This window comes from Pseudoalteromonas sp. CO109Y (genome assembly GCF_004208935.1).
Lineage (GTDB): Bacteria > Pseudomonadota > Gammaproteobacteria > Enterobacterales > Alteromonadaceae > Pseudoalteromonas > Pseudoalteromonas shioyasakiensis.
Genome location: NZ_SGPD01000027.1, coordinates 352,527 through 378,439, shown reverse-complemented (window position 1 = coordinate 378,439; position 25,913 = coordinate 352,527). Strand labels below are relative to the sequence as shown.

The following is a 25,913-nucleotide window of genomic DNA, read 5'->3' as shown; positions in this document are numbered from 1 at the left end:
ACAATGAAATCATTAAAATATAAAATGACCTTGGCACTGTCTTTGTGCCTTTTACTGAGCGTGATCTTCGTGATCAGTGCAAACTATCTGCTGGCAAAGTCGAGTCAAACACAACAATGGCAAGACGACATCACGGCCCTTAATGAGCAAATGCAGGTTATTTTAGCCGAGCCAGTATTCTCTTATGATGAGCCGTTAATCAATCAGATTATTAAAGCCTTTTCGCAAAACAAACATGTACATAGCATTTCAGTGACAGATCATCGCAATAAGCCACTTGCTTCTATCACTAAACAAAGCAATAGCGCATCGGTTAGCAAAACTATTGATTTGCACTATTTAGATAATTTAATTGGCCACATAAAAATTGGTTACTCACAACAAGCACTGCATAGCACCATTGCTGAGTCGACACGCACCATGTTTATTACCTTGCTGGTCTCTTTTATCGCCTTGGGTGCGGTGATTATTTATATCGTGCGGCTATTAGTGATAAAACCAATCGATAGCGTAAATAGCCTTGTTGATGAAATTGTCAAAGGCGAAGGCGACCTTACAAAACGTATTAGCTATCAATCTAATGATGAAATAGGCTATTTGGTCGATGGTTTCAATCGATTTATAGCGCAAGTGCAAGAAATAATTACAGAGCTAGGCAGCACAGCCAGTGAGCTTGAAATGATAGCCAGCACAGTAAACGAAGCATCTGTGCGCTCTAAAAACGAAGCCGAGCTTGAATATAATCGCACTGATTCAGCAACCAATGCACTTAGTCAGTTAAGTGAAGCAACCAAAGAGATTGCGCAAGGGGCTAATCAAACTGCACAGCAAACAACCGACGTACATCGCTTATGCCAACAAGGCGAACAAAATATGAATGCCAATGGCAACATGGTTGACGAATTAGCTGCACAACTCGACCATACATCAAACGTAGTTAAACAATTAAACGCCAGCAGTAACGAAATCAGCCAAGTGCTCGATGTTATAAAAAGTATTGCCGAGCAAACCAATTTACTGGCTCTAAATGCTGCTATTGAAGCGGCTCGTGCGGGGGAATCTGGTCGTGGCTTTGCTGTGGTGGCCGATGAAGTAAGAGCGCTTGCTAGTAAAACCTATGATTCAACGTCTGAGATTGAGTCGATTATTGTATCGCTACACAAAAATACCTCTGATTGTGTAACCGCAACGGAGCAAAGCAAGTCACTGAGCGATAAAGTGAGCCAAGCGAATCAAAAAAGCCAAGCGGTGTTCAAAGATATTGCTAAACAAATCAATACCATTAATCAAATGAACGAGAGCGTGGCGGCAAGTTCTGAAGAGCAAACCAGCGTGACCGCTGATATCTTAAATACCATGCAGCTCATTAACCAAGGCGCTAAGAGCCTATCGCAAGAAGCTCAGCACCTCGATAACACCATAGGCCAACTCAATGAATTAGAACGCGGCATCGTTGCCAAACTGGGTTTGTTTAAATACTAAAAGCCATAATTCCCTGCCACGCAAGTTGCAGGGAAAGCACCGTTAACACTAAACGAAAAATCTTTTTAAATTTATCTGACGAAATGCGGTGCAATAACTTAAGGCCAAGCCAAGTACCTAAAGCACCGCTCATTATCATGAGCATAACCAGCGGCAACCACTGCCAAAATGCAAAGCCCACAGCCCCATATAAAATCGCTTTTAAGGTATGTTGTACTGTCATGCAGCTTGAAAAAGTAGCGGTAAATTTAAGCTTATTATAATTATTCACATATAAGCAGCTGCCAACCAAAGGCCCACTTGCCCCTACAAACATCGAGATAAACGTGGTCCAAAGTCCAGCGAGAACACGCCATAACTTTGAGGTTTCTCTGAGCTTTGGCGTCACACCCCAAAGTAAATAAAGCACAAATGCAGCAACCACTATTTTCATTAATTCAAGGGGTATTGATGTGACAATCGTTGAGGCAACCAGCGCACCTAAGACTCCCCCTAAAGAGAAGTACACAAACATAGCACCATCAATATGTTTAAACGTGAACAAAAAGCGGTTTGCATTAGAGCCTAACTGCACTAACCCATGAACAGGAATAACCACACTCATAGGAAGCATGGATGCCATGATCACCAGCAGCATTAAGCCGCCGCCCGCACCAAAAGCTGCTGAAATCATTGAAGTAAAGCCCGCAACCACAATGAGCATGATTGTGCTGATCGGGCTTAATAAATCTCCACCTAAAAACTGCCAACTGATCAAATCCATTGTTACGCTTTAAATAGTGTGTTTGAGCTAACGCTATCATGACTCACCACTATTAGCGATATATTGGAAAATAGTTTCGACTAAAAGACCATATCAACCAAAAGAGAAGTGCCCCTAAATTCACAACTGGTCAGACTTGTGGTTTATTTTGTTAAACCGATGGTATATAACTATGCCCACAACACAATAAAATTAAAGGCACAGCATGACACTGATGAATGTAAGTACACAAAGATCTGTTGCTATCTTAACTATGACAACAGCTGAAAATCGCCATAACCCTGCTTTTGCAGAGGCTTTTTTAACTTGCCTTGACGAAATCGAACGTAATCCTGAACACAAAGCACTGGTGATCACTTCAAGCAGCGAAAAATCATGGAGCTTGGGCATAGATACCGATTGGCTTATGCCCGCATTAAAAACACAAAAATTTGCTGAAGTAAGTGGCTTTATGCACTCAATGGATGCGGTATTTAAACGCCTATTACTGTTCCCAATGCCAGTCATTGCAGCAATTAATGGCCACGCGTTTGGTAATGGTGCAATTTTATCGTGCGCCTGTGATTTTAGGTTTATGCAAAGCGACCGTGGTTTCTTCTGCTTCCCAGAAGTTGACTTATCAATCCCGTTTTTACCGGGCATGCTCGCCTTCATTAAAAAAGCTATTCCAGACTATCGTTTTAACGAGATGATGCTAACAGGCCGCCGCGTTACCGCAGGCGAACTTGCCACGGATCATGTTATTGAACAAGCCTGCCCAAACAAAGAAGCTTTATTTAATAGCGCCCTCGAATTTGCCAGCCAGTTCGATAAAAAACGCGCGATTTTCGCCGAGCACAAAAAGCGCCTACACAAACACATCATCGACACCATTGATATAGAAAACAAACCGATTATTGATGCCGTTCAGTTGATTGTTTAGAAAAAACCTCTAAGTACCTGTGCTTAGAGGTTATTTTATATATAATTTTACATTGCTTATATAATAACACCTTTAAAAATCATTAAGCATAATAAAAGCTAGTAAAAACTTAAATTTGCACATTCTAAAAAAAGACCTAATATATTATTTTAAATTCGAAGTTTAAATTTAAAATAATATAAATAAAATTCATTATATTTAAAATAAAAGCATGCACTTTTTTATTAGGCAAAGGAGAATGCTCATGAAGTTTATTACATTTATTTTATCTATCTCAGTTCTAGCTGGATGTACATCACATACTAAAATTCCTGATACATTAGCTGAGAAACAAACATCATATAGTTACATACCATTTGATCCCTTACCTGTACAGACTCTAGAGGGGGCTAGTTGCTCCCCAGCAGATAACGAACTTAGATTTAAAAATAAAGAAATTGTTTTGCGCAATTTAAAAGATTCATTTCCTGATCAAACAGTTCGTTTAGCAGTTGCTGAATTTACATCTGATGGGACACTTAACTTTGGCCCATCAACAATTGGTTATGAAGGTCGTTCTTATCAAGTTATTATTGACTATGCAAATACAGACACCACAAAGGGTAGCTTTTTAGTTAAAAGAGAAATATCCGGCCAAATACCAGATGTAAAATGGTGGGGAGCTGAATATACTTACCCAAATTACAAAAAAGGCCAACCCCTAAAGTTATTTGAACACGTTCCAAATAATGTAGTATCTAATTATAATGTTATAGTTAATCCAAATGATGGTTTATTCTCAAAGGTAGATGAAAACAAAGAGCTAAAATCACTTTTTGATTTATCTAACTACGATATTCAGAACTATGAACTCGTGAATTTGCCAGTATATGTAGGAGTTGGGTTAAGACTCACTGCGACTATTAATGTCTTAAATGGAAATGTGAATTTGTCTGGTTTACCTGCAATCGCAGCTGAAGCAAAAGCTGGAAACTTAACAGGTACTTTAGTTGTTCAAACACTGGGGGCTACAGGTGAACTTGTTTCTGCTAATCTACCTTTACCAAGCGAGTTAAATCAAACAACCATTCAAAATTCGATTTTATCACTCGGTTCGATCAAAGCTTTGCTCCATGACGAGAATATTAGAATAACACCCAGAGTAATCGGCATTTATAACCCAATAGGCGGAGGTCAAAGTTTTGTTAATAAAGTTATTTCAGCCTTAGCATCTGAAAGGTTAACATGGTATCAGCCCTGTGATGCCATAGATAAGAAATAGTAAATAATGCCATCTATTACTTCTATATTTTAGACAATAAAAAAGGCCGCTCTGAGAGCAGCCTTTTTCATATTTGGTGGAGCTGGGGGGATTTGAACCCCCGTCCGAAAAGCCTCGACCTTTGGTACTACATGCTTAGTATCGTCTTTTAGTTAACCTTATACAGCTCGGACGAACACGATCTGCAAAGGCGAGGCCGCTTAGTTTTAGCCCTTCAACCCCGGCCAGGGTTTCCGTAGCGAGTCCGTGTAGGGTGACACTTCAGAACCGGGTCCACAGACATACACCGGAGAAGTGCTAGCGGGCTATTATGCCGCTAGAGCGTAGTTATCGTCGTTTGCGATTACTTTAAATTGCGGCTTTTTTACGAGGCCAACCGCACCTCGACATGCACCTCGGGCGTCTTGAATTCCGTCGAATCCTAATCAGCCCCTGAATTTGGTATCTCATTCAGAGTGTTCGTGCAGTATAACTGAGTAGCCTATTCATACTCAAGGCATTAATCGGGAAATTTTTGCTAAGTACCTTTGAATGCTGAATTTTCAGGCAGGAAAAATCAGTTTTTATACATATTTTCACATTTTAATCATACAAATTCTTAACATAGTACAAAAGTTGTGCTGAAATAGGAAACGTTGTTACCCTTCTTCAAAAATAACCTGTAACAACACATAACTATAATAACAGGCAGTTTTTTACAGGGCTTTTCAGATGTCGATGTTTTCATTCGATGAACAAAGCGGCTATGTCTCTTTGTGTGAGCATCCTCGTGATGCGGGTTTTCCTACTACGAGTTCTCAATTAATTGAATTACTTGAGCAGTCTCCTTATGCCAGCTACGAATATATTGATGCCAATATAGGCAAGTTGTTTATACCTAGCAGCCAATATCAAAACCAATCTTTAGTGGTTGCTAAAGCCGTTGATGCTCACCTTGAAGTAAAAGTCGATGCTAAAAACATGGTGGTTGAAGCAAGCTTAACAACAGCCCGTGGCGGTAAAATTGTTAGCATGGATATGGCGCAAGAGGTGCTTGCAGAGGCGGGAGTGATTAAAGGCATTAGTTTACGTGCCCTTGATACCTTTTTAGGCCAACAATTTAAGCAACCACCCGGCGCCCATTACACCGCAATTGTTGCCCATGGCCGAATGCCTAAAGAAGGCACCGATGCTAAATTCGTGCGCTTATGCTCTACAGCACAAGACCGCGTTCTTAGCCCGCAAGCGACCTCTGGCGGTAAAGTCGACATGCGTAATTTAGGTGCCATTATTACCGTTAAGCCGGGTACACCATTAATGCAGCGAGTTCCTGCAACACCCGGTGAAGATGGCTTTACTGTGTTTGGTGATGTAATGCCTGCAAAACCTGGTAAAGACTTACCTCTTGAGCCATTCGAAGGAACGCGTATTGACCCTAATAATAGCGATATGTTGATTGCCGATGCGAAGGGCGTGCCTGTTGCCCTACCCCGCGGTATGCGCGTTGACGACGTATTGTGTTTTCATCATGTAGATGTGAGTACGGGCCATGTCGAATTTGATGGCAGTGTTATTATTAGTGGTGATGTAAAAGATGGTATGCGCGTCAAAGCCACGGGTGATATCACTGTTTTAGGGTTTGTTGAATCAGCCACAATTGAAAGTAAAAGTGAAGTCACCGTGATGCTTGGGGCTGTTGGCAGAAAACGTGAAAACGTCGAAAACTTTACCTGTAACATAACGGCTTCGCGCACTATCTCAGTGGGTTATGCTCAGTACTGCCATATAAAAACAGAGCAAGATTTATTCATTGAACGCCAAGCTTTACATTGTGATTTAAGCGCTCGCCGCCTTATTCGAGTCGGCAAAGCCAATAACCCGCGAGGCAAAATTATTGGTGGCAATATTTTAGATGCGATGCGAATAGAAACCGGCGAGCTTGGTGCGCCATCAGGCACTAAAACACGGGTTTTCATTGCTCAGTACTGGCATGATTTACGCCAAAAGCAGCAGCAAATTAATGACTTTGAAAAGTTATTAGCGACAAAAGCAGCTGCCTTACAGCAAGCACGCAAAAAGGCCAATAAAATACCCGACCCAGCTCAACGGGCGCATTATATTAAAAAGATCACTGCCAGCGAGCAGCAGATTAAAATTAAAACAGCCAACACAAAGAAAAAGAAACACTTAGTGAAAATTAAGATTGCGCGCTTATTAGCAACAAGTCGCTTAAAAGTGAATGAATTAATGCATCCAGGGGTGGAGCTTAAGATAGCACAAGAGAGTAAACAGTTTTCACGTATTTACCCTCCTAACATGGTGCGTTTTTTTGAAGGTAAGATCACTCAGTCGTTTTAACGGCTGAGTCTTGCTCTTCTTCACTTACTTCAGTTTCAGGCAATGGCCAACCGCCGAGTTGTTGCCAGCGATTAACGATTAAACAGAACAATTCTGCAGTACGCTCGGTATCATAAAGTGCTGAGTGAGCTTGCTTATTATCAAACTCAATACCTGCCGCCCTACACGCTTTAGCTAATACTGTTTGCCCTAGTGCAAGGCCTGCCAGTGATGTAGTATCAAAGCTAACAAATGGATGAAATGGCGTGCGCTTAATTTTACAACGCTCAATGGCAGCATTTAAAAAGCCGTGATCAAACGCTGCATTGTGTGCTACAACCACTGAACGCTGGCAACCCGCTGCTTTTTGTGCCTTGCGCACGACTTTACAGATTTCTTTAATCGCTTCTTCCTCAGGCACCGCACCACGCAGCGCAGAAAAAGGATCAATACCATTAAACTCAATGGCCGCTTGTTCAATATTCGCGCCTTCAAATGGCTCAACATGAAAATGCACAGTATGATCAATACTTAACACGCCGTCGTCATCCATTTTCAGTACAGATGCAGCAATTTCTAATAACGCATCGGTTTCTTTATTAAAACCTGCGGTTTCAACATCAATCACAACAGGAAAAAAGCCACGAAAGCGTTTTGCGAAAAGAGTTTGTTCAGTATTTTCCATAGTCTTCTTGGTTTGCCAGTGTAAGCTGGCTATTATGTCAAAAACCACGGCTACTCTGCTAGAGTAAATAGTGTGAAATCGAAGATTCTTACTGAGTTTTTAGGCACATTACTTGCTTTATATTAATCAGCTAGCCCTGTGTTTAGTGTGCTGAAGCAATTAAACACAAAAATTGCCAATAATTTGGCATTGATGATTTGTTGGAGAATTACCGTGATGAAGCTTTCATTACTTCCTTTAAGCCTAGGCCTATTAACCTCAGTTGCAAGTATAAATGCGCATGCAGCCATGCGTGAGTATACCGCTAATGCTGATATGTCGAACTGGCAAATGGTTAAAACTTCTCGCTTAGAATGCCAATTAAATCATGAAGTTCCTTACTATGGTGAAGCAATTTTCAGCACCACTGCCAGTAAAAATAAAGACGTAAACTTCAACCTTGATATGGTCGTACGCCCAGACAACTACAGTATTGCTGGCCTAAAAGCCGTACCACCTAGCTGGCGTGCAGGTATGCCTGCTCGCGACTTAGCAAATATGAAGCTATTACGTAAGTTTGACGGCGAGCTTGGCAACAAAACCGCTTGGGAAATGCTCACCGAACTTGAAAAAGGTTACCAACCGACATTTTATTACCAAGACTGGCAAAACAGTGCCGATAAAATTGCCGTTGGTTTATCGAGTGTCAACTTTAAGCAAGCTTATTGGGCGTTTTTACAGTGCCGAGATGCAATGCTGCCTTACAGCTTTGAAGATATTTCGTTCACAGTGATGAACTATGAGCCTAATACCAGCAAGCTGACTAAATCATCACAAAAACGCTTAGATAAAATTGGCGAATACTTAAAGTACGACACCAATATCGAATCTATTTCAATATCTTCTTACACCGACAGCTACGGTGGTCGCTGGAATAACCTCGAGTTATCAAAAAAACGCGCTAAAGCGATTAAGGATTACATTGTTAGCTTAGGGGTTGATGAAAGCAAAGTAGATACCGATGGTTACGGTGAAAAGCGCCATGTTGCCAGCAACGACAACATTTTAGACCGCAACAAAAACCGTCGTTTAGTCATTCAAATTGCAAAAATGTAGCCGCCGAAGCGGCTACTAGCCTTAACTCATTTCTACCGATTTCACGCGCTTAAAGCGCTTTAGCCACTTATCGCCAAACTGAAAAAATGCGAGGCTAATCATAATGATGGTCGCGCCAACAATCAGTGCTTGGTCAATGGGCTCATCATTAAGTAAACCACCAATCGCGATTGCAAAACTTGGTGTGATCAGGGTTGTTAATGCGACCGTGCTGGCGTTCAACTTCTGCAATACATGAAAATACGCCAGCGCACCAATTAATGAACCAAACACGCCTAAGTAAACAATTGAGTACATTGATTTTGCACTCCACATCTGGCTATTAAGTTGCCCATCTACCAGCAACCAAGTAATAAAAAACAGCGGGGTTACAAAAACCAACGCGCCAAATGTGGTAGCCATTGGATGAATAGCAATTCTTACCCGTTTGATCATCACACCGCTCAAACTAAAAAAGCACACTGCCATAAATACATATAACAGGCCACTAAGCTGCTCTACTCCCCCTTGAATATGGCGTTGGCTTACTAAAAATAAACCAATTAAGGCACAGCCAAGTGCGCCAAGCTTAATGGCGCTAAACTTAGGTTCGTTCAAGATTTTTTGCGCAAGTAAGCCCGATAAAATTGGTGCAAGGCCAAACATTAATGATATTAACCCAGAAGGCACTGTTTTAGCTGCCATGTAACTTAATAACATGCCGCCAAAAATACCTATGCTTGAATAGCCATAAAGGAATAAAGCACGGCGATGCCAAGGCACTCGGATATTGGCAACAGCAACGACAAACGAAGCCAACACCAGCCCCACCAGCATGCGTAAAAACACAGCCAGGGTTGGTGCTACCGTTTCACTACTCCAAACAATACCCAGTGGTGTTGTTGACCAAATCACCACCATTAAAAAATATGAGGCTTTAACAGGCACAAGCTTATTCCTTTAAAAAGGCGAAAAAAGCGGAAGAAAATTTAAAAGGGAAATAACCAACCGCTTAGAACGCGGTTAGTAAAACTTACTTAATTAACCGCAGCACATAACAGACCATACGACTGATGAGGTCAGGCGCATACAATTGTTTGTTGGTCGTTGGTTTAGCTGCATCATGGTATTTAATAAAGTAAGTTGAAGAAGCTTAAGAATCCGCCTAAATGGTGATTTTGTCAACACGAATACTCATGCTATTTGGCAAAAAGTTATTTGCTGATTTCAACAGCCTGTTTGCACATGTAAATCATAGGTTACATTTAATTTCTTTGATTTATAACAAAACTATTTAAGTTTTGTTAAACAAGTTATATCTTGCTTGCCTCTCACGAAGTTTAAGGGGCAAAAAGTGCTTAAAAATAAAACAATAGGTAGCATGTTAATTGTTGCTGGCACCACCATAGGTGCAGGGATGCTGGCATTGCCTATCGCCTCCGCAGGGCTTGGTTTCACAACAGCGTTATCACTAATCTTTTTAACTTGGGTTTTAATGACCTACACAGCATTGCTGATGCTAGAGCTGCATCAATATGCCGACAGAGATGCAACCCTCAATACGTTAGCTAAGTCATGGTTGGGTAAACGTGGGCAATGGGTCGCTAACTTTTCAGTGATGTTTTTGTTTTACGCATTATGCGCTGCCTATATCGCAGGTGGTGGTGCGCAATTACAAGAAAAGCTCAACAATGGTTTATCGCTTTCTTTAGCACCGCAAGTTGGCTCAGTTATTCTGGCTGTTGTGATCGGTACTGTGGTGACACTCGGTACCAGCAAAGTCGATAAGCTTAACCGCGTACTGTTCACTATTAAAGTATGCGTACTAGCCAGCTTATTTTATATGCTGACACCTTATGTTCATGGCCAACACTTACTTGAAATGCCTATTGAACAAGGTCTGATCTTATCTGCAATCCCGGTGGTGTTTACCTCGTTTGGTTTTCATGGCTCTATTCCATCGATTGTGAAATACGTGGGTTTAGATATCAAAACACTTCGTAAAGTAATGGTGGCAGGTGCCGCATTGCCTTTAGTAATTTACATTTTTTGGCAATTACTTAGCCAAGGCATGATGAGTCAAAGCGACTTACTACAAAGTCAAGGGTTACCTGGATTCGTAAGCAGTGTCGCTAGCATTGCTCACAGCCCACATGTTGCCACTGCTGTGAACATTTTTGCTGATTTAGCGTTGGCCACGTCTTTCTTAGGGGTGAGTTTAGGTTTATTCGACTTTTTTGCTGATGCATTTAAAAAAGGTGATGGCAGTAAAGATCGTATCAAAACAGCCTTGATCACCTTTATTCCACCGCTAGGCTTTGCGCTATTCTATCCACAAGGGTTTATTATGGCACTTGGCTACGCCGCCATTGCGCTGGTTATTTTAGCGGTGTTTTTACCGGTTGCTATGGTCTATAAGCAACGAAGCAGCAAACCTGATGCGGGTTACCAAGTTAAAGGCGGTAATATTGGCTTAGCACTGGCCGCCCTGTTTGGTGTGCTTATTATTAGTGCTCAAGGTTTACAAATGGCGGGGCTTATTCCAGCGATTGGTTAAACAGCCCACCAAATCAAAGAAAGCACCCGAGGGTGCTTTTTTGTCTGGTTTAAAGCTTAATTAAAACACCATTGCTTTACCACGGCCAGATGCTTCAGAGGCTGCATCTAATTTACCGTCTTTATTGATGATCACATGCATATCACCAAAATGGCGTTCATCAAGTGTATAACCCATCTTCTCAAGCGCTTTAACAACCTTTGGTTCAAGACCTGTGTGGTATCTAATCACATTTTTAGGCCATAACTGGTGATGAAAACGTGGGCTGTCTACCACTTGCTCTGCAGTCATATCAAATTCAACCGCATTTAAAATTGACTCATACACAGAGCTAATTATCGTGGTGCCACCCGGAGAACCAGTTACCATTTTAACTTTGTTATCCTGAAGTAGAATGGTCGGTGTCATTGAGCTCAACATGCGTTTATGAGGTTGAATTTCGTTAGCTTTACCACCAATTGCACCAAATACATTCATCACACCTGGCTTGGCACTAAAGTCATCCATTTCGTCATTCAAAATAAATCCTGCGCCCGATACAACCACACCGCTACCAAAGCTTAAGTTGATGGTCGTGGTATTCGCAACGGCATTGCCCCACTTATCTAGAATAGAAAAATGCGTTGTTTGCTCACTTTCGTGTAAACCTGGTTTGATGTTCTCAGTTGTTGAAATGGCATCTGGACGAATTGTACTTGCACGATTTCTAAGATAATCATCTGCAAGTAGAGCTGTTTTTGGCACCTCATAAAAATCTGGGTCACCTAAATATTCAGCTCTGTCGGCAAATACGCGTTTACCTACTTCAGCCAAAATATGAACATAGGTTGTTGAATTGTGCTCAAGCGTTCCTTTTGGTTTTGCCAAGTCGTACATTTTTAGCCACTGCAAAATAGCAATACCACCTGAACTTGGCGGTGGCGATGTGAGCACTTCGTAACCGCGCCAGTTACCCTTAATTGGTGTACGCGATTTAGCTTGATAAGCTTTTAAGTCTTGCTCAGTAATAATGCCGCCGTGCTGCTTCATAAATGACGCTATGATCTTTGCTGTCTCACCTTCGTAGAAACCAGCTTTACCTTGATCACGAATACGTTTTAGTGTGGCGGCAAGTTCCGGCTGTTTAAATACCTTATTTGCTTTGGCATCGGCAAAGTAATCAGCAAAGTTAATGTTTACCGACTTTTTGGCCATTCGCGCAATATAACGCTCGATACTCGCAGCTAGCTTAGGATGCACAATAAAGCCCTGCTCTGCTAATTTAACCGCAGGCTCTAGCAGAGTTTTCCACTCTAAGCTGCCGTGCTTTTGATGGGCAAGCCACATTCCAGCAACACTGCCCGGAACACCACTTGCGTGAATACCGTACACAGACATGTTATCAATAACATCACCTTTATCATCAAGGTACATATCGCGATGAGCTGCAGCAGGGGCTGTTTCACGGTAATCAATAAAATCACCTTTGCCATCTTTTTGGATCAGCATAAAGCCACCACCACCGATATTTCCGGCTTCTGGTAAAGTCACTGCTAATACAAACTGTGCCGCAATTGCCGCATCAACGGCGTTACCGCCTTGCTCTAAAATAGCCCGAGCCGTATCACTGCTGTAGCTATCAGGCATTGCGACAGCTGCTTGTTTTGCAAAACTTGACGGATGAAAGAATATCGCGGTAACGATCAACAGATGTGCCGCGTATTTGACTAAATTTGCCATGGTACTTCCTTTTTCTTGATGTTATTTTGACCATTTAGACATGTGAAACCCTTAAGGTCAATTAGTTACGATTAACTTAGCTAAGCTGCTCTTTAGGACATGAATAAAGTACTGCAGGTAATTCACCTTGCTCATCTTTATGGATATAGTTTTTTACAAACTTAAGGCCTAGTTTTTCCATCACCTTTATTGAGCCTAGGTTATCTTCTAGTGCTGTGGCACTGAGCGACTTTACTTCTTCTGGTTCACTTACGGCTTTAGCAATGGCAAGTGCTGCCTCAGACGCATAGCCTTTGCCCCAGCTCATTTTTTTAAAGCGCCAGCCAATTTCTAAATCACTAAAATCAGGCTGTTCAAAAAAGCCCATAGGCCTGACTAATACCCAGCCGATAAAGGTATTGCCCTCGATGATGTTTACTTGCCAAAGCCCCCACCCTTTTTGCTCATTTTTATAGGCATTCAAGCGTGGAATAAACACCTCTTTAATGGTCTGCATAGTGGATACTTTGCCACGAGTGAGATGTTTCATTACCTCAGGGTCGTTATCGAGCTCATAAAGTAGCTCGGCATCATTTTCATCCATTAACCGAAAACTTAATCGTGCTGTTCTAGCTATATTCATTTTTTATTGCTTATACTGCTAAATAGTTAATTAACCATTAGAGAAAAATATGAACAAATTAGCAAGCTTAGTTTTATTAGGCTGTATTGCCTTAACGGGTTGTGATGACGCAGAACAAGCCAAGAAAGATGCCAGCGAAGCAAAAGATGAAGTAAAGCAAGCCCTAAATGATGCTTGGAGCGACGTAAAAGACGCCACCAGCGAGTTTAACGACGACTCACTGCAAGAGTTACTCGAAGAGAGTAAGAAAATGGGATTAAGCATGTATGACGACGGTAAAGAAATTGCCTTAGATGCATGGATTGAGAGTAAAGAAGCGGCTGGTGAGCTTTCTGAAAAAACCAAACAAAAAGCAAAAGAACTGGCTGAAGAATTAAGAGAAGCGCGCGAAAAACGCGAGCAAGAGAAAAATAATTAAAAAGAAAGGGCAAGTATTTACTTGCCCTTTTTTGTTAGTAATTAAAGCTCAAATTCTTTTTTGAATTTTAAGCCAAATTCACTGCGGTCGTTGCTGCGCATTACGCCAACAAAACCAGATTGTTGTAAACGACCCACATCGTATACTTCGTTTAACACGTTCTCACCGTAAAGAGTCACTTCAAAGTCACCGTTCGGGTTTAAATAAGAAATGTTGAAACCCACTAATTCACGAGAATCAATGTGTTCACTTTGGTTGTAAACTGATTGACCTTGCATATCGCTACGGTATGAATAGTTAGCGTTTACTGCCACTGTGCCACCGTTACTTAAATCAATGAAATAAGAAGGTGCGACCATAACAGTCCAACGAGGTGTAAGTGCTGGTGAATCACCTTTACCAATACCTAATACACCGTCATCAACTTCTGTGATTTCTGAATCTAGGTAACCAATTGCGCTACGTAGCGTAAAGTCATCAGTAAATGCGATTGTTGTCTCAAGCTCGATACCTTGTGCTTTAGACTCACCCGCATTTTCTACGATAGTAACGAAACCGCCACCTGCAGTTGGATCTGAGAATGGTAATGCCAGGTCTGTGTAATCAGTAACAAACACAGCAAGCATCATAGATACATCTTCATGTACCTGACCTTTTAGGCCTAGCTCGTAGTTAATTGCTTTTGTTTCATCGAAAGAAACAAATTGATCAGGACCACCAAATGGACGCGGTGGGAAACCACCTGTTTGATAACCTTTTTGGATTTGGCCATACACGTTCATGTTATTGCTAAGCTGGTAAGACGCATTTAAATCCCATGTTACTGCATCAAAATCAGCACTTACGTATTTGCGTGTTGCAAACGTTGGGAATAAGGCATCGGCTTCTTTTTTATCTTTCGAATAACGTAGACCACCGCCCACCGTTAAATCGTCGCTTAGGTCATAGCTTGCATTGATATAAGCTGCGTATGAGTTAGTCTCTTGGTTGATATCAAAGTAACCATAATCACCAAAAGACGCTGTAGTACCATCATTCAGAAGACCATCTGGTGTGTTGAATGGGCTAAATACAAACGGGCCAGAGCTTGTGAAGCCATCTTCATTAAAGAAGTATAAACCAGACACAAAGTCCATGTTATCGAAGCTACCGTTTAACTGGATTTCGAATGAATATTGATCTGCACCGCCTTCTTCAGGGAACTCTGATAAGTTAAGGGCAACAGCGTCATCATCAAGACCCCCTTCGTATTCTGAGCTACGGTAGCTAGTGATGAACTTTGCTGTATACGTATTATTGATATCCCAGTCAGCTGTTAATGAAGTACCCCAGCCTGAATAAGCCGTCGACTCAATACCCGCTACCGTCGTTGCTAAGTCATCAGGATCGCTTGGTAACATGTCTTCTGTAAGTAATGGGAAATCACCATTGAATGGGTCATTCGGATCAAGTGGCGCTGTTAATTCAATTGTATATGGCGATTGGCCTGATTCGTTATCAACACCATCAATTGAGAACACAAAAGATAAATCGCTGTTTGCTTGCCATTTAAGCGCCATACGACCGCTTAACTCTTGCTCTTCCCCAATTTCTTTTTCTGGATTAGCAAGGTTAATCGCTTCACCTACACCATCGCGTTGCTTATAAGACACGCTTGCAGACATACTTACTGTGTCGGTAAGGCTGTTATTAAAGTAAACGTCACCGGCTAAACGACCACGGCTACCTACTTTTGCATTTGTAGTCACAATGCCTTCATCACCAGGCTGCTTAGTAATAATATTTACTGCACCACCTAATGTGTTACGACCGTACAAAGTACCTTGTGGACCACGTAATACCTCTACACGCTCAACATTTGGTAATGATAAGTTAGAGCCCATTTGGCGACCAAGGTAAACACCATCTAAGTAAACACCTACACCCGGATCTGTTGTGATCACGTGGTCTTGTAAACCAATACCACGAATAAATACAGACGCATGGGCCGCATTACCTACACCATAACGAGTGATGTTTAGGTTAGGTACGTATTTACCGATGTCTTCAAGGTTGCTCATGTTCGCTTTATCAATCAGGTTTTCACCGATTGATGTCACTGCTGTTGGCGACTCAAAAATGCTTTCTGTACGCTTACGCGCTGTTACTTCGATTTTTTCAAAAGCATCTTGTTTAGCAGTGGTTTTTTCTTGCTCAGCAAAGGCTGAAGTAGATAATGCAGCAACAATGGCTACAGTTAACTGTGAGAGGTGACGTAATTTCAATTAAAACTCCAAAGGATACCGTGTGTGTGTATTTTTACCCGTAAATTTCAGGCATAAAAAAAGACGCTTAGCTATAAGCATCTTTCCTCTGGAGGGGTATTATATGTCAGTTTTGTGAAAATATGTATAATTATTTTAATTTTTATCAAAAACTGTATAAATAAACCGCATTACCTCCATGTTTTCGAATTATAAGCCACTAGATTCTTTACATAAAAGTAAATAAAAATAAATGTTTAGTTTTGTATTATCGCAGTAAACTTTCTTGGTAACACAATTAAAATGAACAAAAAATGAACGTAATTTTTATTGCTTTTCAATCAAGTAGAAATAAATTTCAGAAATTTCTCACCTTCAAAAGAGTACCTAGCTCAGGTAATGTTTAATAAAGTGCAGCCAAGTTAGCAAAAGCTAACTAAACAAAAATGTGCGCAAGATTTTCCTCTGTTGGAATTTCATTTTTTAAACGTAATAATCAGCAACACAACTTACTTGTTATCATTTACCGATAGTTTTTGGCGTGAATATGGATTTTCTTTTTAATAAAAACGTGGCTGATTCTGTGTCATCAGCTTCAATTCTTCCCTACTGTATTGCGAATGATGATAAAACTCTGCTGCTTAATTACGACTCTTTAGACACTTTAACCAACCGTGAATTAATAAGCGAATTTATGAAGGTTCATGGCTATCATCATCTGGTGATTTTTAATATGCCTGATAGAGCAGATGTCCTGCAATTAAAAGACTGGCCAAAACTAAAAGGGTTATTTTTTAAAAACACTAAGACAGATATTTTTGAACAAGGACTGCAAGAAATTAAAAAGGGATCCCTCTGGTTTCCCAGAACGGTGAGCGATAAATGGATGAGAGTGATGCTCGAAACTGAGCAAAAAAATCAAATTCAATCAAGTAACTTAACGTATAAAGAGTCTAAAGTACTGCACTTGCTTTCTTCTGGCGCAACATGCCCCCAAATTGCCGATGCTTTATTTATTAGCGAAGCGACAGTGCGCGTTCACTTGCACAAGATTTACCAAAAAATTAATGTTAAAAACAAACAAAAAGCCTTGCAGTGGTGCGAAAGAAATATAGATAAACTCAATAAGCTTGCGGGCTAACTTGCAAGCGAATTGTACCAAGGTGCGACATCATAACTCTTTTTTCATCCTTGCGCCGATAACATGCGCTATACAGCATTGCTCAAAGCTTTAAGTATCTTTTGCAAAATAAATTTTTAACTCTTTGCCTTTTGAGATAATAGTTTTTGATTGAATAATAAACAAATAATGGGCTATGCTTTTATTTGACCCCATTTTGCAAGGAGCAAACTTTGAAATTACTCACCCCCTTACGTGCTGCAATTTTAATGGCAGTCACAGCGGTCTCGTTGACTGGTTGCCAGCTTACCTCTAGTGAACTACCTGCAATCAGTGATTCAGGAACAAAAAACTCAGGTCACGTTGTGTGGCATGATTTGATTACACCCAATTTGGCACAATCTCAAGCATTTTATAGCAGTGTGTTTGGTTGGCAATTCGAAGCCATTAACGATAGCTATACGTTAGCATCATTAGACGGAAAATTAATTGCAGGCATGGCTGAACTTGATAATAAGCAAAATGCCAGCCATTGGCTGAGCCTTATCAGCAGTAAAGACATCGCTGCCGTCAGCGAAAAAACGATCAAAGCAGGAGGTAAAGTCTTAGTAAGCAGTACCGAAATTAAAGGCCGTGGCACTATTGCTGTATTAGAAGACCCCCAAGGGGCTGTTTTTTCACTGATCAATACAGTTAATGGTGACCCTGAAACTCATCAGACTGATAACGGCTGGATTTGGCAAGAAGTATGGAGTGATAACCCAGAGCAGAGCAAAGCCTTTTACCAATCACTTGGTAATTATTCGGCACAAAATAAACCGCTTAATAATGGCAATTACAGTTACTTAGCCTTAAATGGCACACCTGCGATTGGCTTTGTAAAAAAACCAGATGCCGAGATAGGCAACACATGGGTGAATTACATTAAAGTAGCCGATGTTGACGCGACCCTATTAAAAGTAACCGCCGCAGGCGGCATAGTTCTAATGGCACCAAATGACAAAGTACGAAGTGGCAGCGTCGCAATTATTCGTGATCCAGCAGGCGCTGGTATTGTAATTCAGGAGCAAATGTAATGAATAAGAAAATGATTCGCTTAGCTGCTCTTGCGGCTGCAGTTTTAGTTTTAAATGCCTGCACCCCCTATGCAAGTCTAGATATTAATGCGCCGTTTAAAGTAGGCCCTGTGTACGTTAACCCAAGTATTGGCATTGGCGGTACACTTTAATCAATTTCAGGGCGCTGCGTTTTAAACAAAGCGCCCTATTCATTAGTGTTTTACTTTTAGGCGTTGTACCTGGGTAAGCACATCTTCAGCCTTGGCGCCTAGGTAAACGTAAATTGCCAGTGCAATCAACAGACCTACCACAGCAAACATCATCAATACAGCAGGTATAACATACTCAGTTTGCCCGAGTGCTGCTTTAAACATGGTAAGTAAGGCTTCTATCGATACAGCAATCAAAATTGTTGAGATAAAACGTGTGATCGTACGTCTTGTTGAGCTGTGGCGAAAAATATCCTTATGCATGAGGATTTCTTCTTCTAGAATTGTTTTGCCTAAATCAAAAATGGCCAACGCTAAAGTAACAAAGATAATAATAGTAAATGGTTTAAGTGGGTCTGACTGAGTGTCTTCGCTTAAAACTAAGTCCACCATTCCGGCAAATACTTTATATAACAGATAGAACACCAAGCAGAACAAACAAGCGACAATCAAGCCATAACCTACCTTAAAGTAAGGTGTCATTCTGGCTCGCTTGGTGTCTCCCATAATAAATTCAATCAGCTCTGTTAAGCACACATCGATAACCAAAAACTGCTGTACATCGTTGCCTGAAGGAATTGTTTTGATCACTGAGATACAAAGATGCTTAGTCGCAGTCGAAATATATGGCGAAGTAAAATGCGGCACGGGTGTTGACGAAGCTAGTAAAAAATAAGGCCGAGCACTTAAGTCCTGCCCAGCCCCAATATGACCCAGTTTCTTGTTGTATTGACGCTTAAAGCAGACATTGTCACCTTGCTGAATGCCTTGTTCATTCAAGCAATATTGCAATTCTAGAAATGGATATTGATTGACGAGCTGTTGATACGCTTGCTTGTTAGTCAACGATGCCTGAACACTGGCAAGTATAGAAAGAAGAAGTTCATGAATAAGCTGTTGCTGCTCTTCATAGCGTTCTATAGCACTTAAATAACTCATTCTGGCCATCTTGCTTCCTCAAAGTAGTGATATCAACTCTAGTCAAGCAAGGAAGACTCCAATTTTTATTTCAATTAATAATCAATTAGTTAATTTCGTGAACGGGAATGACATTAGAATAAAAGCACTATAAAGGTGCGCATTTTGTTTTATGAAGCACTAAAACGAAAAAAGCTGTAACTCTGTGAGTTACAGCTTTTTAATTTTGGTGCGGATGGGGGGACTTGAACCCCCACGGCCGAAGCCACCACCCCCTCAAGATGGCGTGTCTACCAATTCCACCACATCCGCATACAATTCTGTATGTTGTTAAGCTTAACGTTTACTTGAGGAGTGAAAACTGCTTAACGATAATTAGCAAAGCTAATTAGTTAGGTACGTCAGACGTTTTATCTTCTGTCGCAGGCACATCAGATTGTGCTGGCGTTACAGTTTCAACAGCTGGCGCAGCTTCTAAGTTTTCCCACTCATCAGTCTTTTTGATTTGACCTGCAGTAAGGTTACCTAGAACAATACTTAGTACGAAGAAGATCGTTGCTAAGATTGTTGTTGTTTTAGTCATGAAGTTACCAGCACCTGATGAGCCAAACACGGTACCAGAAGCGCCAGCACCAAATGATGAACCCATATCTGCGCCTTTACCTTGTTGGATTAAAACCATACCAACTAATGCTAAAGCAACAATTAAATAAACTACTAATAAAATTTCGTACATCTTATACGGTCCCTTTTGCACTTTCACAGATAGCAGTAAATGAATCTGCTTTAAGACTGGCGCCACCAATAAGGCCGCCGTCTATATCTGGTTGTGCAAATAATAATTCGCTATTTTTTTCATTCACGCTACCACCATATAAGATGGTTAATTGCTGTGCTACATCGCTATCTGAAGAAGCAACCTTCTCGCGGATAAACTTGTGCACGGCTTGCGCTTGCTCAGGAGAGGCAGTCTTACCTGTGCCAATGGCCCAAACGGGCTCGTATGCTACCACAGAATTCTTCAGTGCTGCTACACCTAATTTGCTAATTACAGCATCAATTTGAGCTGCAACCACTAATTCAGTTTCGTTTGCTTCACGTTGCTGCTCACTTTCACCTACACAAAGGATAGGAGTTAAGCCAACTTGCTGCGCTCGCGCAAACTTATCTGCAACAACTTCATCTGACTCACCGTAGATACTACGACGTTCAGAGTGACCAACTAACGTATAAGCTGCGCCTAGGTCTTTGACTAGCTGAGCATCAACTTCACCAGTAAAAGCACCAGCTTGGTTTTCAGAGACTGTTTGCGAACCAAACGTGACGTTTTGTTGCTGCAAAGAACTCAACAATGGGAATGGTGGAAACACCACTATATCCAGTTCATCCGATTGAACATTTTTGATAGCAGTTGATAACTGTTCAACAAGCTCTAGAGAGCCGTTCATTTTCCAATTACCTGCGACCATCGGCTTACGTGTTGCCATTATTCCACTCCACATTAGAAAGCGGGCAAGATACTAACTCGACTTGCCCAAAGTTACAAGAGGTTATTGTTATGCCTGGGTTTGTTTGCTCACAGTTTCGACAACTGCGGCTATTTTACGTGCGCTATCAAGGACAACTTTTTCCTGTTCAGCTTCAACCATTACTCGCACAACAGGTTCAGTACCTGATTTACGAAGTAATACACGACCTGTATCACCTAATTTTTCTTCAACTTGTGCAACAGCATCAATCACCGTTTGATCTTGCGTTGGATCAGTACCTTGTGGATAGCGCACATTAATCATTTTCATTGGATATTTTGTAAAGCCAGCCCCTAAGTCTTGCAATGTTTTATTCTGCGCTACCATCGCTGCTAATACTTGCAAGCTTGAGATAATGCCATCACCCGTGCTAATTAAATCTAGATTTAATACGTGGCCTGAGCTCTCGCCGCCGATTTTCCAGCCTTTTTCTTGCAGTAGCTCCATTACATAGCGGTCACCCACTTTGCTGCGAGCAAACTCAATTCCACGAGCCTTTAAGGCGTTCTCAAGACCCATGTTTGACATTACCGTACCGACGACACCACCACCTAAAATATCGTCATTTGCAGCTTGGCAAGCAATGATATAGACAATGTCATCGCCATCAAAAACTCGGCCATTATGGTCAACCATCATTACTCGGTCACCATCACCATCGTAGGCAATACCAACATCGGCATTGTGTTCTAATACCTTGCGTTTAAGGGTTTCAACATGAGTTGCACCACACTCTAAGTTGATATTTACCCCGTTTGGCTCACAGGCATGACAGATAACATCCGCGCCAAGTTCACGCATTACTGAAGGTGCAATGTTATAAGTAGCACCATTAGCACAATCGAGAACAATTTTTAAACCTTCTAGCGATAAACCTTGTGGGAATTGGCTTTTACAAAACTCAATGTAGCGACCATCAGCTGTTTCTAAACGACGCGCTTTACCAAGCTTGTCAGAGGCAACGCAGGTCATTGGCTCATCCATCATAGCTTCGATTTCAAGCTCAACTTCATCAGGTAGCTTTAAGCCCCTGCTTGAAAAGAATTTAATACCGTTATCATGGTAAGGATTATGAGATGCACTAATTACAATACCCGCTTCAGCACGGAAAGTTTGCGTAAGATATGCAACCGCTGGTGTTGGCATTGGGCCTAACAAAACAACATCAATACCAGCAGCAATTAAACCTGCCTCAAGTGATGTTTCGAGCATATAGCCAGAAATACGGGTATCTTTACCAATAATGACTTTTTTTGTGCCAATTTTTGATAATACACGCCCTGCAGCCCAACCTAGCTTTAAAGCAAATTCAGGTGTGATTGGAAACTCACCCACCATGCCTCTTACACCATCTGTGCCAAAATACTTTCTTGTGTTACTCATTTGAAATTCCTCGATCACATGCTTGCCAAACCGCTAGCACGTCAGCTGTTTCTTGTACGTCATGAACACGAATAATTTTTGCGCCATTTTGTGCTGCTATCAGCGCGCCTGCAAGGCTTCCCGCTAAGCGTTCATGTGTGTCTCTATTTAATAAATTACCAATCATCGATTTACGAGAAAGGCCTGCTAGTACCGGTAAATTGAATTTATTAAATATATTAAACTCTTTAAGTATTTGATAATTATGAGCCAAAGTCTTACCAAAGCCAAAGCCCGGGTCTAAAATAATACGTTGTTGCTGAATGCCCGCTTGCTCACACACGGCTAAACGCTCTGCAAAGAACTCATTAATATCATTAAACAAGTCATTATAATGTGGGTTACTTTGCATAGTGCGAGGCTGACCTTGCATATGCATTAAGCAAATTGCCACCTCTGGGTATTGTGCCAGTACCTCAATTGCACCAGGTTCTTGTAACGCTCTGACATCATTGATTATGTCAGCTCCTGCGATTATCGCTTGGCGCATTACTTCGCTCTTGCTGGTATCAATCGAAATAATACAATCACTGGTTGCTCTAAGCGATTTCACTAAAGGAATAACGCGTTCAAGCTCATCTTCAAGAGATACATCAGGTGCCCCAGGGCGGGTAGACTCACCACCTATATCAATTATTTTTGCGCCTTGATTTAATAACGTATGAGCTTGTTTGACAGCGCTGTCTAGTTGGCAAAAGCTACCGCCATCAGAAAATGAGTCTGGAGTGACATTTAAAATCCCCATCACCACTGGGGAATCGAGGTGTAATGTGCGACCTCGAGGTAAGTTAAGAACGGTCATTGAACACCTATGCTATAAATTAGCGTCAATTGCGCATTTATTATTCTAGATAACAGTTTGAAAATTGCGCATTTTTTGAAATAAAAAAGCCCCGACTAGCGGGGCCTTTCTGTGTCTAATTGTACCGACTATTCGGCTTTGTCATCAACATTTGTTTTTGTTTCTGATGATTCTTCTGGCTCTTTTGTGTCGTTTTCGACAACTTTTGCAGCAGAAGGAGCTGGCTTTTTATCATCTGAACGGCGGTCATGAACATCACGTGGCTCACGTACAGGCTGACGTGCCATTAAGTCATCAATTTGACCCGCATCAATCGTCTCGTACTTCATTAGTGCATCTTTCATCGCATGTAAGATATCAATGTTATCTTTAAGGATTTGCTCTGCACGTTGATAGTTACGATCTGAGAATAAACGAACTTCTGTGTCGATCACTTTTGCAGTTTCATCAGACATGCTCATAGAACGGCTACCGCCGCCACCCATGTACATTTCGTTTTGATCTTCGGCATAAAGTAATGGACCTAACTTTTCACTTAGACCCCATTGGGTAACCATTTTACGAGCAATATCTGTTGCACGCTCAATATCGTTACTTGCACCGGTTGTCACTTTATCTTCACCGTAGATTAGCGCTTCTGCAATACGACCACCGTAAAGACTAGAGATCATTGACTCTAAAAGCTCTTTTGAGTGGCTCACACGGTCTTGCTCAGGCAAGTACATAGTAACACCTAACGCACGTCCACGAGGAATGATAGACACTTTATAAACTGGGTCATGTTCAGGTACCATGCGACCAACAATCGCGTGACCTGCTTCATGGTAAGCAGTCATTTCTTTTTCCTGCTCACTCATCACCATGGTCTTGCGCTCTGCACCCATCATGATTTTATCTTTTGCAGCGTCAAACTCTGCCATGCTTACAACGCGTTTGTTACCACGAGCTGCATATAAAGCGGCTTCGTTAACTAAGTTTGCAAGGTCAGCACCAGAGAAACCAGGCGTACCACGTGCAATTACCGCAGCTTCTACGTTGTCGCCTAGTGGCACTTTACGCATGTGAACTTTAAGAATTTGTTCACGACCACGAATATCAGGAAGCCCAACAACAACTTGGCGGTCAAAACGGCCAGGACGTAATAACGCAGGGTCTAATACATCAGGGCGGTTGGTTGCTGCGATAACGATAATACCTTCGTTACCTTCAAAGCCGTCCATTTCAACAAGCATTTGGTTAAGTGTTTGCTCACGCTCATCGTGACCACCACCCATACCAGCGCCACGCTTACGGCCTACTGCATCGATTTCATCAATAAAGATGATACAAGGTGCTGCTTTTTTCGCTTGCTCGAACATATCACGTACACGTGATGCACCAACACCTACAAACATTTCTACGAAATCAGAACCTGAAATTGTGAAAAACGGCACTTTAGCTTCACCAGCTACCGCTTTAGCTAGTAACGTTTTACCTGTACCAGGAGGACCAACCATCAACACACCTTTCGGGATGCTACCACCTAGCTTTTGGAATTTTGATGGGTCACGTAAGAAGTCTACAAGTTCAGTTACATCTTCTTTCGCTTCGTCACAACCAGCAACATCAGCAAACGTCGTTTTAACTTGGTCTTCACTCATCAGACGCGCTTTACTCTTACCGAAAGACATCGCGCCTTTACCGCCACCACCTTGCATTTGACGCATGAAGAAAATCCACACACCAATAAGCAGTAACATCGGGAACCAAGAGATTAAAATGCTGGCGAGGAATGACTGCTCTTCTGGCTTAACGCCTTTTACATTAACGTTGCTTTTTAAAAGATCATTCAAGATGTCTTTATCATACATTGGCATGATGGTTTGAAAGCGCTCACCATTTGTTTTAGTACCAGTAATCGTACCTGTGGTGCTTTCAATTGAGACTTCTTGGATAGCGCCACTACGAGCGTCGCTAACAAATTGAGTGTAACTTGTTTGGCGATCTGCCTGATCACCACCATTAAAGCTCTGAAACACTGACATTAGCACAACTGCAATGACCAGCCAGAGTATTAGATTTTTCGCCATATCGCTCAAGGAGTTAACCTCTTGTATCCAATTAATTTAAATTCAACTTAACGCAGCACAACTGTACTACAGTTTGTAGCCTGTCGCCACTATATAAACTTCCCGAGAACGGGCGCGTGATGCATCGGGCTTTCTAATTTTAACCGCTTTAAAGCTATTACGTACTTCCTGCAAGTATTGATCAAATCCTTCGCCTTGGAAGACTTTGACACAAAATGCGCCATTTTTCTTTAAAACTTGGTGACACATATCTAATGCCAACTCAACTAAGTACATACTACCAGCTTGGTCAACAGATGTATTGCCGCTCATATTGGGTGCCATATCAGAAAAAACTACATCAACATTTTTTCCATCAATACGGGTCAATAGTGCATCAAGTACCGCTTCTTCACGGAAGTCGCCTTGTAAGAAGTCAACACCTGCTAGTGAGTCCATAGGTAAGATATCACAAGCAATTACTTGACCTTTATCACCTACTTTTTCTGCTAAATATTGCGACCAACTACCTGGCGCAGCACCTAAATCAACCACTGTCATTGATGGTTTGATTAATTTATCTTTGTTTTGAATTTCGTCTAATTTGAATACCGCACGAGAACGCCAACCTTTCTTTTGCGCTTCGTGAACATAAGGATCGTCGAAATGTTCTTTCAGCCAACGCTTAGAACTGGCTGAATGTTTTTTATTTGCCATAAAATTAATACGTAACTAATTAGTAATA

23 protein-coding genes, 1 tRNA gene and 1 other RNA gene are annotated in these 25,913 nt (G+C 41.4%); 10 read left to right on the top strand and 15 right to left on the bottom strand.

From position 1 onward, the window contains the following. The first annotated feature begins 3 nt into the window (after nucleotides 1-3). Nucleotides 4-1,482, top strand: coding sequence for a methyl-accepting chemotaxis protein (locus EXT43_RS11550; protein WP_130167021.1), 1,479 nt, complete (start codon nucleotides 4-6; stop codon nucleotides 1,480-1,482). Here EXT43_RS11550 and EXT43_RS11545 read toward each other — a convergent pair. Then, nucleotides 1,472-2,245, bottom strand: coding sequence for a sulfite exporter TauE/SafE family protein (locus tag EXT43_RS11545; protein ID WP_062564336.1), 774 nt, complete (start codon nucleotides 2,243-2,245; stop codon nucleotides 1,472-1,474). The genes EXT43_RS11550 and EXT43_RS11545 overlap by 11 nt on opposite strands. Before the next feature lie 205 nt (nucleotides 2,246-2,450). Here EXT43_RS11545 and EXT43_RS11540 point away from each other — a divergent pair, with 205 nt between their 5' ends. Next, nucleotides 2,451-3,167, top strand: coding sequence for an enoyl-CoA hydratase/isomerase family protein (locus tag EXT43_RS11540; RefSeq protein WP_062564335.1), 717 nt, complete (start codon nucleotides 2,451-2,453; stop codon nucleotides 3,165-3,167). A gap of 244 nt (nucleotides 3,168-3,411) precedes the next feature. Next, the gene (locus EXT43_RS11535; RefSeq protein ID WP_062564334.1) at nucleotides 3,412-4,428 is read left to right on the top strand and encodes a hypothetical protein; all 1,017 of its coding nucleotides are present in this window, start codon (nucleotides 3,412-3,414) and stop codon (nucleotides 4,426-4,428) included. Between the two features lie 74 nt (nucleotides 4,429-4,502). Here the strand turns inward: EXT43_RS11535 and ssrA are convergent. Then, nucleotides 4,503-4,861: a transfer-messenger RNA gene (gene ssrA, locus EXT43_RS11530) on the bottom strand. Nucleotides 4,862-5,139: 278 nt separating this feature from the next. Here ssrA and EXT43_RS11525 point away from each other — a divergent pair. Then, the gene (locus EXT43_RS11525) at nucleotides 5,140-6,765 is read left to right on the top strand and encodes a FapA family protein (RefSeq protein ID WP_062564333.1); all 1,626 of its coding nucleotides are present in this window, start codon (nucleotides 5,140-5,142) and stop codon (nucleotides 6,763-6,765) included. On the opposite strand, the gene rnt is transcribed toward EXT43_RS11525, so the two are convergent. Beyond that, the gene (gene rnt, locus EXT43_RS11520) at nucleotides 6,749-7,429 is read right to left on the bottom strand and encodes a ribonuclease T (protein ID WP_062564332.1); all 681 of its coding nucleotides are present in this window, start codon (nucleotides 7,427-7,429) and stop codon (nucleotides 6,749-6,751) included. The two genes, EXT43_RS11525 and rnt, sit on opposite strands and share 17 nt — an antisense overlap. Before the next feature lie 216 nt (nucleotides 7,430-7,645). Between rnt and EXT43_RS11515 the strand changes: the two genes are divergently transcribed. After that, nucleotides 7,646-8,524: an OmpA family protein gene (locus EXT43_RS11515; protein ID WP_054561850.1), complete on the top strand. Its 879-nt coding sequence runs from the start codon at nucleotides 7,646-7,648 to the stop codon at nucleotides 8,522-8,524. Between the two features lie 21 nt (nucleotides 8,525-8,545). On the opposite strand, the gene EXT43_RS11510 is transcribed toward EXT43_RS11515, so the two are convergent. Then, on the bottom strand, nucleotides 8,546-9,451 hold the full coding sequence (locus EXT43_RS11510; protein ID WP_062564331.1) for a DMT family transporter: 906 nt from the start codon (nucleotides 9,449-9,451) through the stop codon (nucleotides 8,546-8,548). A 406-nt stretch (nucleotides 9,452-9,857) separates the two neighbouring features. On the opposite strand from EXT43_RS11510, the gene EXT43_RS11505 reads away from it, so the two are divergent. After that, entirely contained in the window at nucleotides 9,858-11,060 is a 1,203-nt protein-coding gene (locus EXT43_RS11505) for an aromatic amino acid transport family protein (protein WP_082710851.1), read from the top strand. A gap of 60 nt (nucleotides 11,061-11,120) precedes the next feature. Here the strand turns inward: EXT43_RS11505 and ggt are convergent, their stop codons facing one another. Both ggt and EXT43_RS11495 read right to left on the bottom strand, forming a co-directional pair. Continuing rightward, complete coding sequence (gene ggt, locus EXT43_RS11500; protein ID WP_130167020.1) at nucleotides 11,121-12,779, bottom strand: gamma-glutamyltransferase; 1,659 nt, start codon at nucleotides 12,777-12,779, stop codon at nucleotides 11,121-11,123. 76 nt (nucleotides 12,780-12,855) lie between these two features. Next, a complete protein-coding gene (locus EXT43_RS11495; RefSeq protein ID WP_130167019.1) occupies nucleotides 12,856-13,401 on the bottom strand; it encodes a GNAT family N-acetyltransferase in 546 nt (181 codons plus the stop codon). 49 nt (nucleotides 13,402-13,450) lie between these two features. Between EXT43_RS11495 and EXT43_RS11490 the strand changes: the two genes are divergently transcribed. Then, nucleotides 13,451-13,819, top strand: a complete 369-nt coding sequence (locus EXT43_RS11490; RefSeq protein ID WP_130167018.1) for a hypothetical protein — start codon at nucleotides 13,451-13,453, stop codon at nucleotides 13,817-13,819. A gap of 41 nt (nucleotides 13,820-13,860) precedes the next feature. Here EXT43_RS11490 and EXT43_RS11485 read toward each other — a convergent pair whose 3' ends face one another. Beyond that, a complete protein-coding gene (locus EXT43_RS11485; protein ID WP_055196989.1) occupies nucleotides 13,861-16,083 on the bottom strand; it encodes a TonB-dependent receptor in 2,223 nt (740 codons plus the stop codon). A 526-nt stretch (nucleotides 16,084-16,609) separates the two neighbouring features. Between EXT43_RS11485 and EXT43_RS11480 the strand changes: the two genes are divergently transcribed. From EXT43_RS11480 to EXT43_RS20690, 3 genes are all read left to right on the top strand, one after another. Continuing rightward, nucleotides 16,610-17,203, top strand: coding sequence for a LuxR C-terminal-related transcriptional regulator (locus EXT43_RS11480; protein WP_205990958.1), 594 nt, complete (start codon nucleotides 16,610-16,612; stop codon nucleotides 17,201-17,203). A 212-nt stretch (nucleotides 17,204-17,415) separates the two neighbouring features. After that, on the top strand, nucleotides 17,416-18,258 hold the full coding sequence (locus EXT43_RS11475; protein ID WP_240701493.1) for a VOC family protein: 843 nt from the start codon (nucleotides 17,416-17,418) through the stop codon (nucleotides 18,256-18,258). Next, nucleotides 18,258-18,410 (top strand): hypothetical protein, encoded by a 153-nt coding sequence (locus EXT43_RS20690; protein WP_165385100.1) that lies wholly within the window; start codon nucleotides 18,258-18,260, stop codon nucleotides 18,408-18,410. The genes EXT43_RS11475 and EXT43_RS20690 overlap by 1 nt, the downstream gene beginning before the upstream one ends. Before the next feature lie 42 nt (nucleotides 18,411-18,452). On the opposite strand, the gene EXT43_RS11470 is transcribed toward EXT43_RS20690, so the two are convergent. From EXT43_RS11470 to rlmE, 8 genes are all read right to left on the bottom strand, one after another. Continuing rightward, nucleotides 18,453-19,397 carry a hypothetical protein gene (locus tag EXT43_RS11470; RefSeq protein WP_062564324.1) on the bottom strand — a complete coding sequence of 315 codons (945 nt, stop codon included), beginning with the start codon at nucleotides 19,395-19,397 and terminating at the stop codon, nucleotides 18,453-18,455. Between the two features lie 197 nt (nucleotides 19,398-19,594). Continuing rightward, nucleotides 19,595-19,679: transfer RNA gene (locus tag EXT43_RS11465), tRNA-Leu, on the bottom strand. Nucleotides 19,680-19,755: 76 nt separating this feature from the next. Further along, complete coding sequence (gene secG / locus EXT43_RS11460; protein ID WP_054551698.1) at nucleotides 19,756-20,103, bottom strand: preprotein translocase subunit SecG; 348 nt, start codon at nucleotides 20,101-20,103, stop codon at nucleotides 19,756-19,758. A 1-nt stretch (nucleotide 20,104) separates the two neighbouring features. Next, nucleotides 20,105-20,854, bottom strand: coding sequence for a triose-phosphate isomerase (gene tpiA, locus EXT43_RS11455; RefSeq protein WP_062564323.1), 750 nt, complete (start codon nucleotides 20,852-20,854; stop codon nucleotides 20,105-20,107). 69 nt (nucleotides 20,855-20,923) lie between these two features. Further along, the gene (gene glmM, locus EXT43_RS11450) at nucleotides 20,924-22,279 is read right to left on the bottom strand and encodes a phosphoglucosamine mutase (RefSeq protein ID WP_130167017.1); all 1,356 of its coding nucleotides are present in this window, start codon (nucleotides 22,277-22,279) and stop codon (nucleotides 20,924-20,926) included. Then, nucleotides 22,272-23,120 (bottom strand): dihydropteroate synthase, encoded by an 849-nt coding sequence (gene folP, locus EXT43_RS11445; protein WP_130167016.1) that lies wholly within the window; start codon nucleotides 23,118-23,120, stop codon nucleotides 22,272-22,274. Before folP ends, glmM begins: the two co-directional genes overlap by 8 nt. A gap of 128 nt (nucleotides 23,121-23,248) precedes the next feature. Then, nucleotides 23,249-25,189: an ATP-dependent zinc metalloprotease FtsH gene (gene ftsH / locus EXT43_RS11440; protein ID WP_130167015.1), complete on the bottom strand. Its 1,941-nt coding sequence runs from the start codon at nucleotides 25,187-25,189 to the stop codon at nucleotides 23,249-23,251. Between the two features lie 66 nt (nucleotides 25,190-25,255). Beyond that, nucleotides 25,256-25,885, bottom strand: coding sequence for a 23S rRNA (uridine(2552)-2'-O)-methyltransferase RlmE (gene rlmE, locus EXT43_RS11435; RefSeq protein WP_054551703.1), 630 nt, complete (start codon nucleotides 25,883-25,885; stop codon nucleotides 25,256-25,258). Nucleotides 25,886-25,913: the final 28 nt, after the last annotated feature.

Excerpts from the sequence above, each read along its gene's own strand:
- EXT43_RS11550 (WP_130167021.1), top strand. The coding sequence starts at position 4 with ATGAAATCATTAAAATATAAAATGACCTTGGCACTGTCTTTGTGCCTT.
- EXT43_RS11545 (WP_062564336.1), bottom strand. The coding sequence starts at position 2,245 with ATGGATTTGATCAGTTGGCAGTTTTTAGGTGGAGATTTATTAAGCCCG.
- EXT43_RS11540 (WP_062564335.1), top strand. The coding sequence starts at position 2,451 with ATGACACTGATGAATGTAAGTACACAAAGATCTGTTGCTATCTTAACT.
- EXT43_RS11535 (WP_062564334.1), top strand. The coding sequence starts at position 3,412 with ATGAAGTTTATTACATTTATTTTATCTATCTCAGTTCTAGCTGGATGT.
- EXT43_RS11525 (WP_062564333.1), top strand. The coding sequence starts at position 5,140 with ATGTCGATGTTTTCATTCGATGAACAAAGCGGCTATGTCTCTTTGTGT.
- rnt (WP_062564332.1), bottom strand. The coding sequence starts at position 7,429 with ATGGAAAATACTGAACAAACTCTTTTCGCAAAACGCTTTCGTGGCTTT.
- EXT43_RS11515 (WP_054561850.1), top strand. The coding sequence starts at position 7,646 with ATGAAGCTTTCATTACTTCCTTTAAGCCTAGGCCTATTAACCTCAGTT.
- ggt (WP_130167020.1), bottom strand. The coding sequence starts at position 12,779 with ATGGCAAATTTAGTCAAATACGCGGCACATCTGTTGATCGTTACCGCG.
- EXT43_RS11495 (WP_130167019.1), bottom strand. The coding sequence starts at position 13,401 with ATGAATATAGCTAGAACAGCACGATTAAGTTTTCGGTTAATGGATGAA.
- EXT43_RS11490 (WP_130167018.1), top strand. The coding sequence starts at position 13,451 with ATGAACAAATTAGCAAGCTTAGTTTTATTAGGCTGTATTGCCTTAACG.
- EXT43_RS11480 (WP_205990958.1), top strand. The coding sequence starts at position 16,610 with ATGGATTTTCTTTTTAATAAAAACGTGGCTGATTCTGTGTCATCAGCT.
- EXT43_RS20690 (WP_165385100.1), top strand. The coding sequence starts at position 18,258 with ATGAATAAGAAAATGATTCGCTTAGCTGCTCTTGCGGCTGCAGTTTTA.
- EXT43_RS11470 (WP_062564324.1), bottom strand. The coding sequence starts at position 19,397 with ATGGCCAGAATGAGTTATTTAAGTGCTATAGAACGCTATGAAGAGCAG.
- secG (WP_054551698.1), bottom strand. The coding sequence starts at position 20,103 with ATGTACGAAATTTTATTAGTAGTTTATTTAATTGTTGCTTTAGCATTA.
- tpiA (WP_062564323.1), bottom strand. The coding sequence starts at position 20,854 with ATGGCAACACGTAAGCCGATGGTCGCAGGTAATTGGAAAATGAACGGC.
- glmM (WP_130167017.1), bottom strand. The coding sequence starts at position 22,279 with ATGAGTAACACAAGAAAGTATTTTGGCACAGATGGTGTAAGAGGCATG.
- folP (WP_130167016.1), bottom strand. The coding sequence starts at position 23,120 with ATGACCGTTCTTAACTTACCTCGAGGTCGCACATTACACCTCGATTCC.
- ftsH (WP_130167015.1), bottom strand. The coding sequence starts at position 25,189 with ATGGCGAAAAATCTAATACTCTGGCTGGTCATTGCAGTTGTGCTAATG.
- rlmE (WP_054551703.1), bottom strand. The coding sequence starts at position 25,885 with ATGGCAAATAAAAAACATTCAGCCAGTTCTAAGCGTTGGCTGAAAGAA.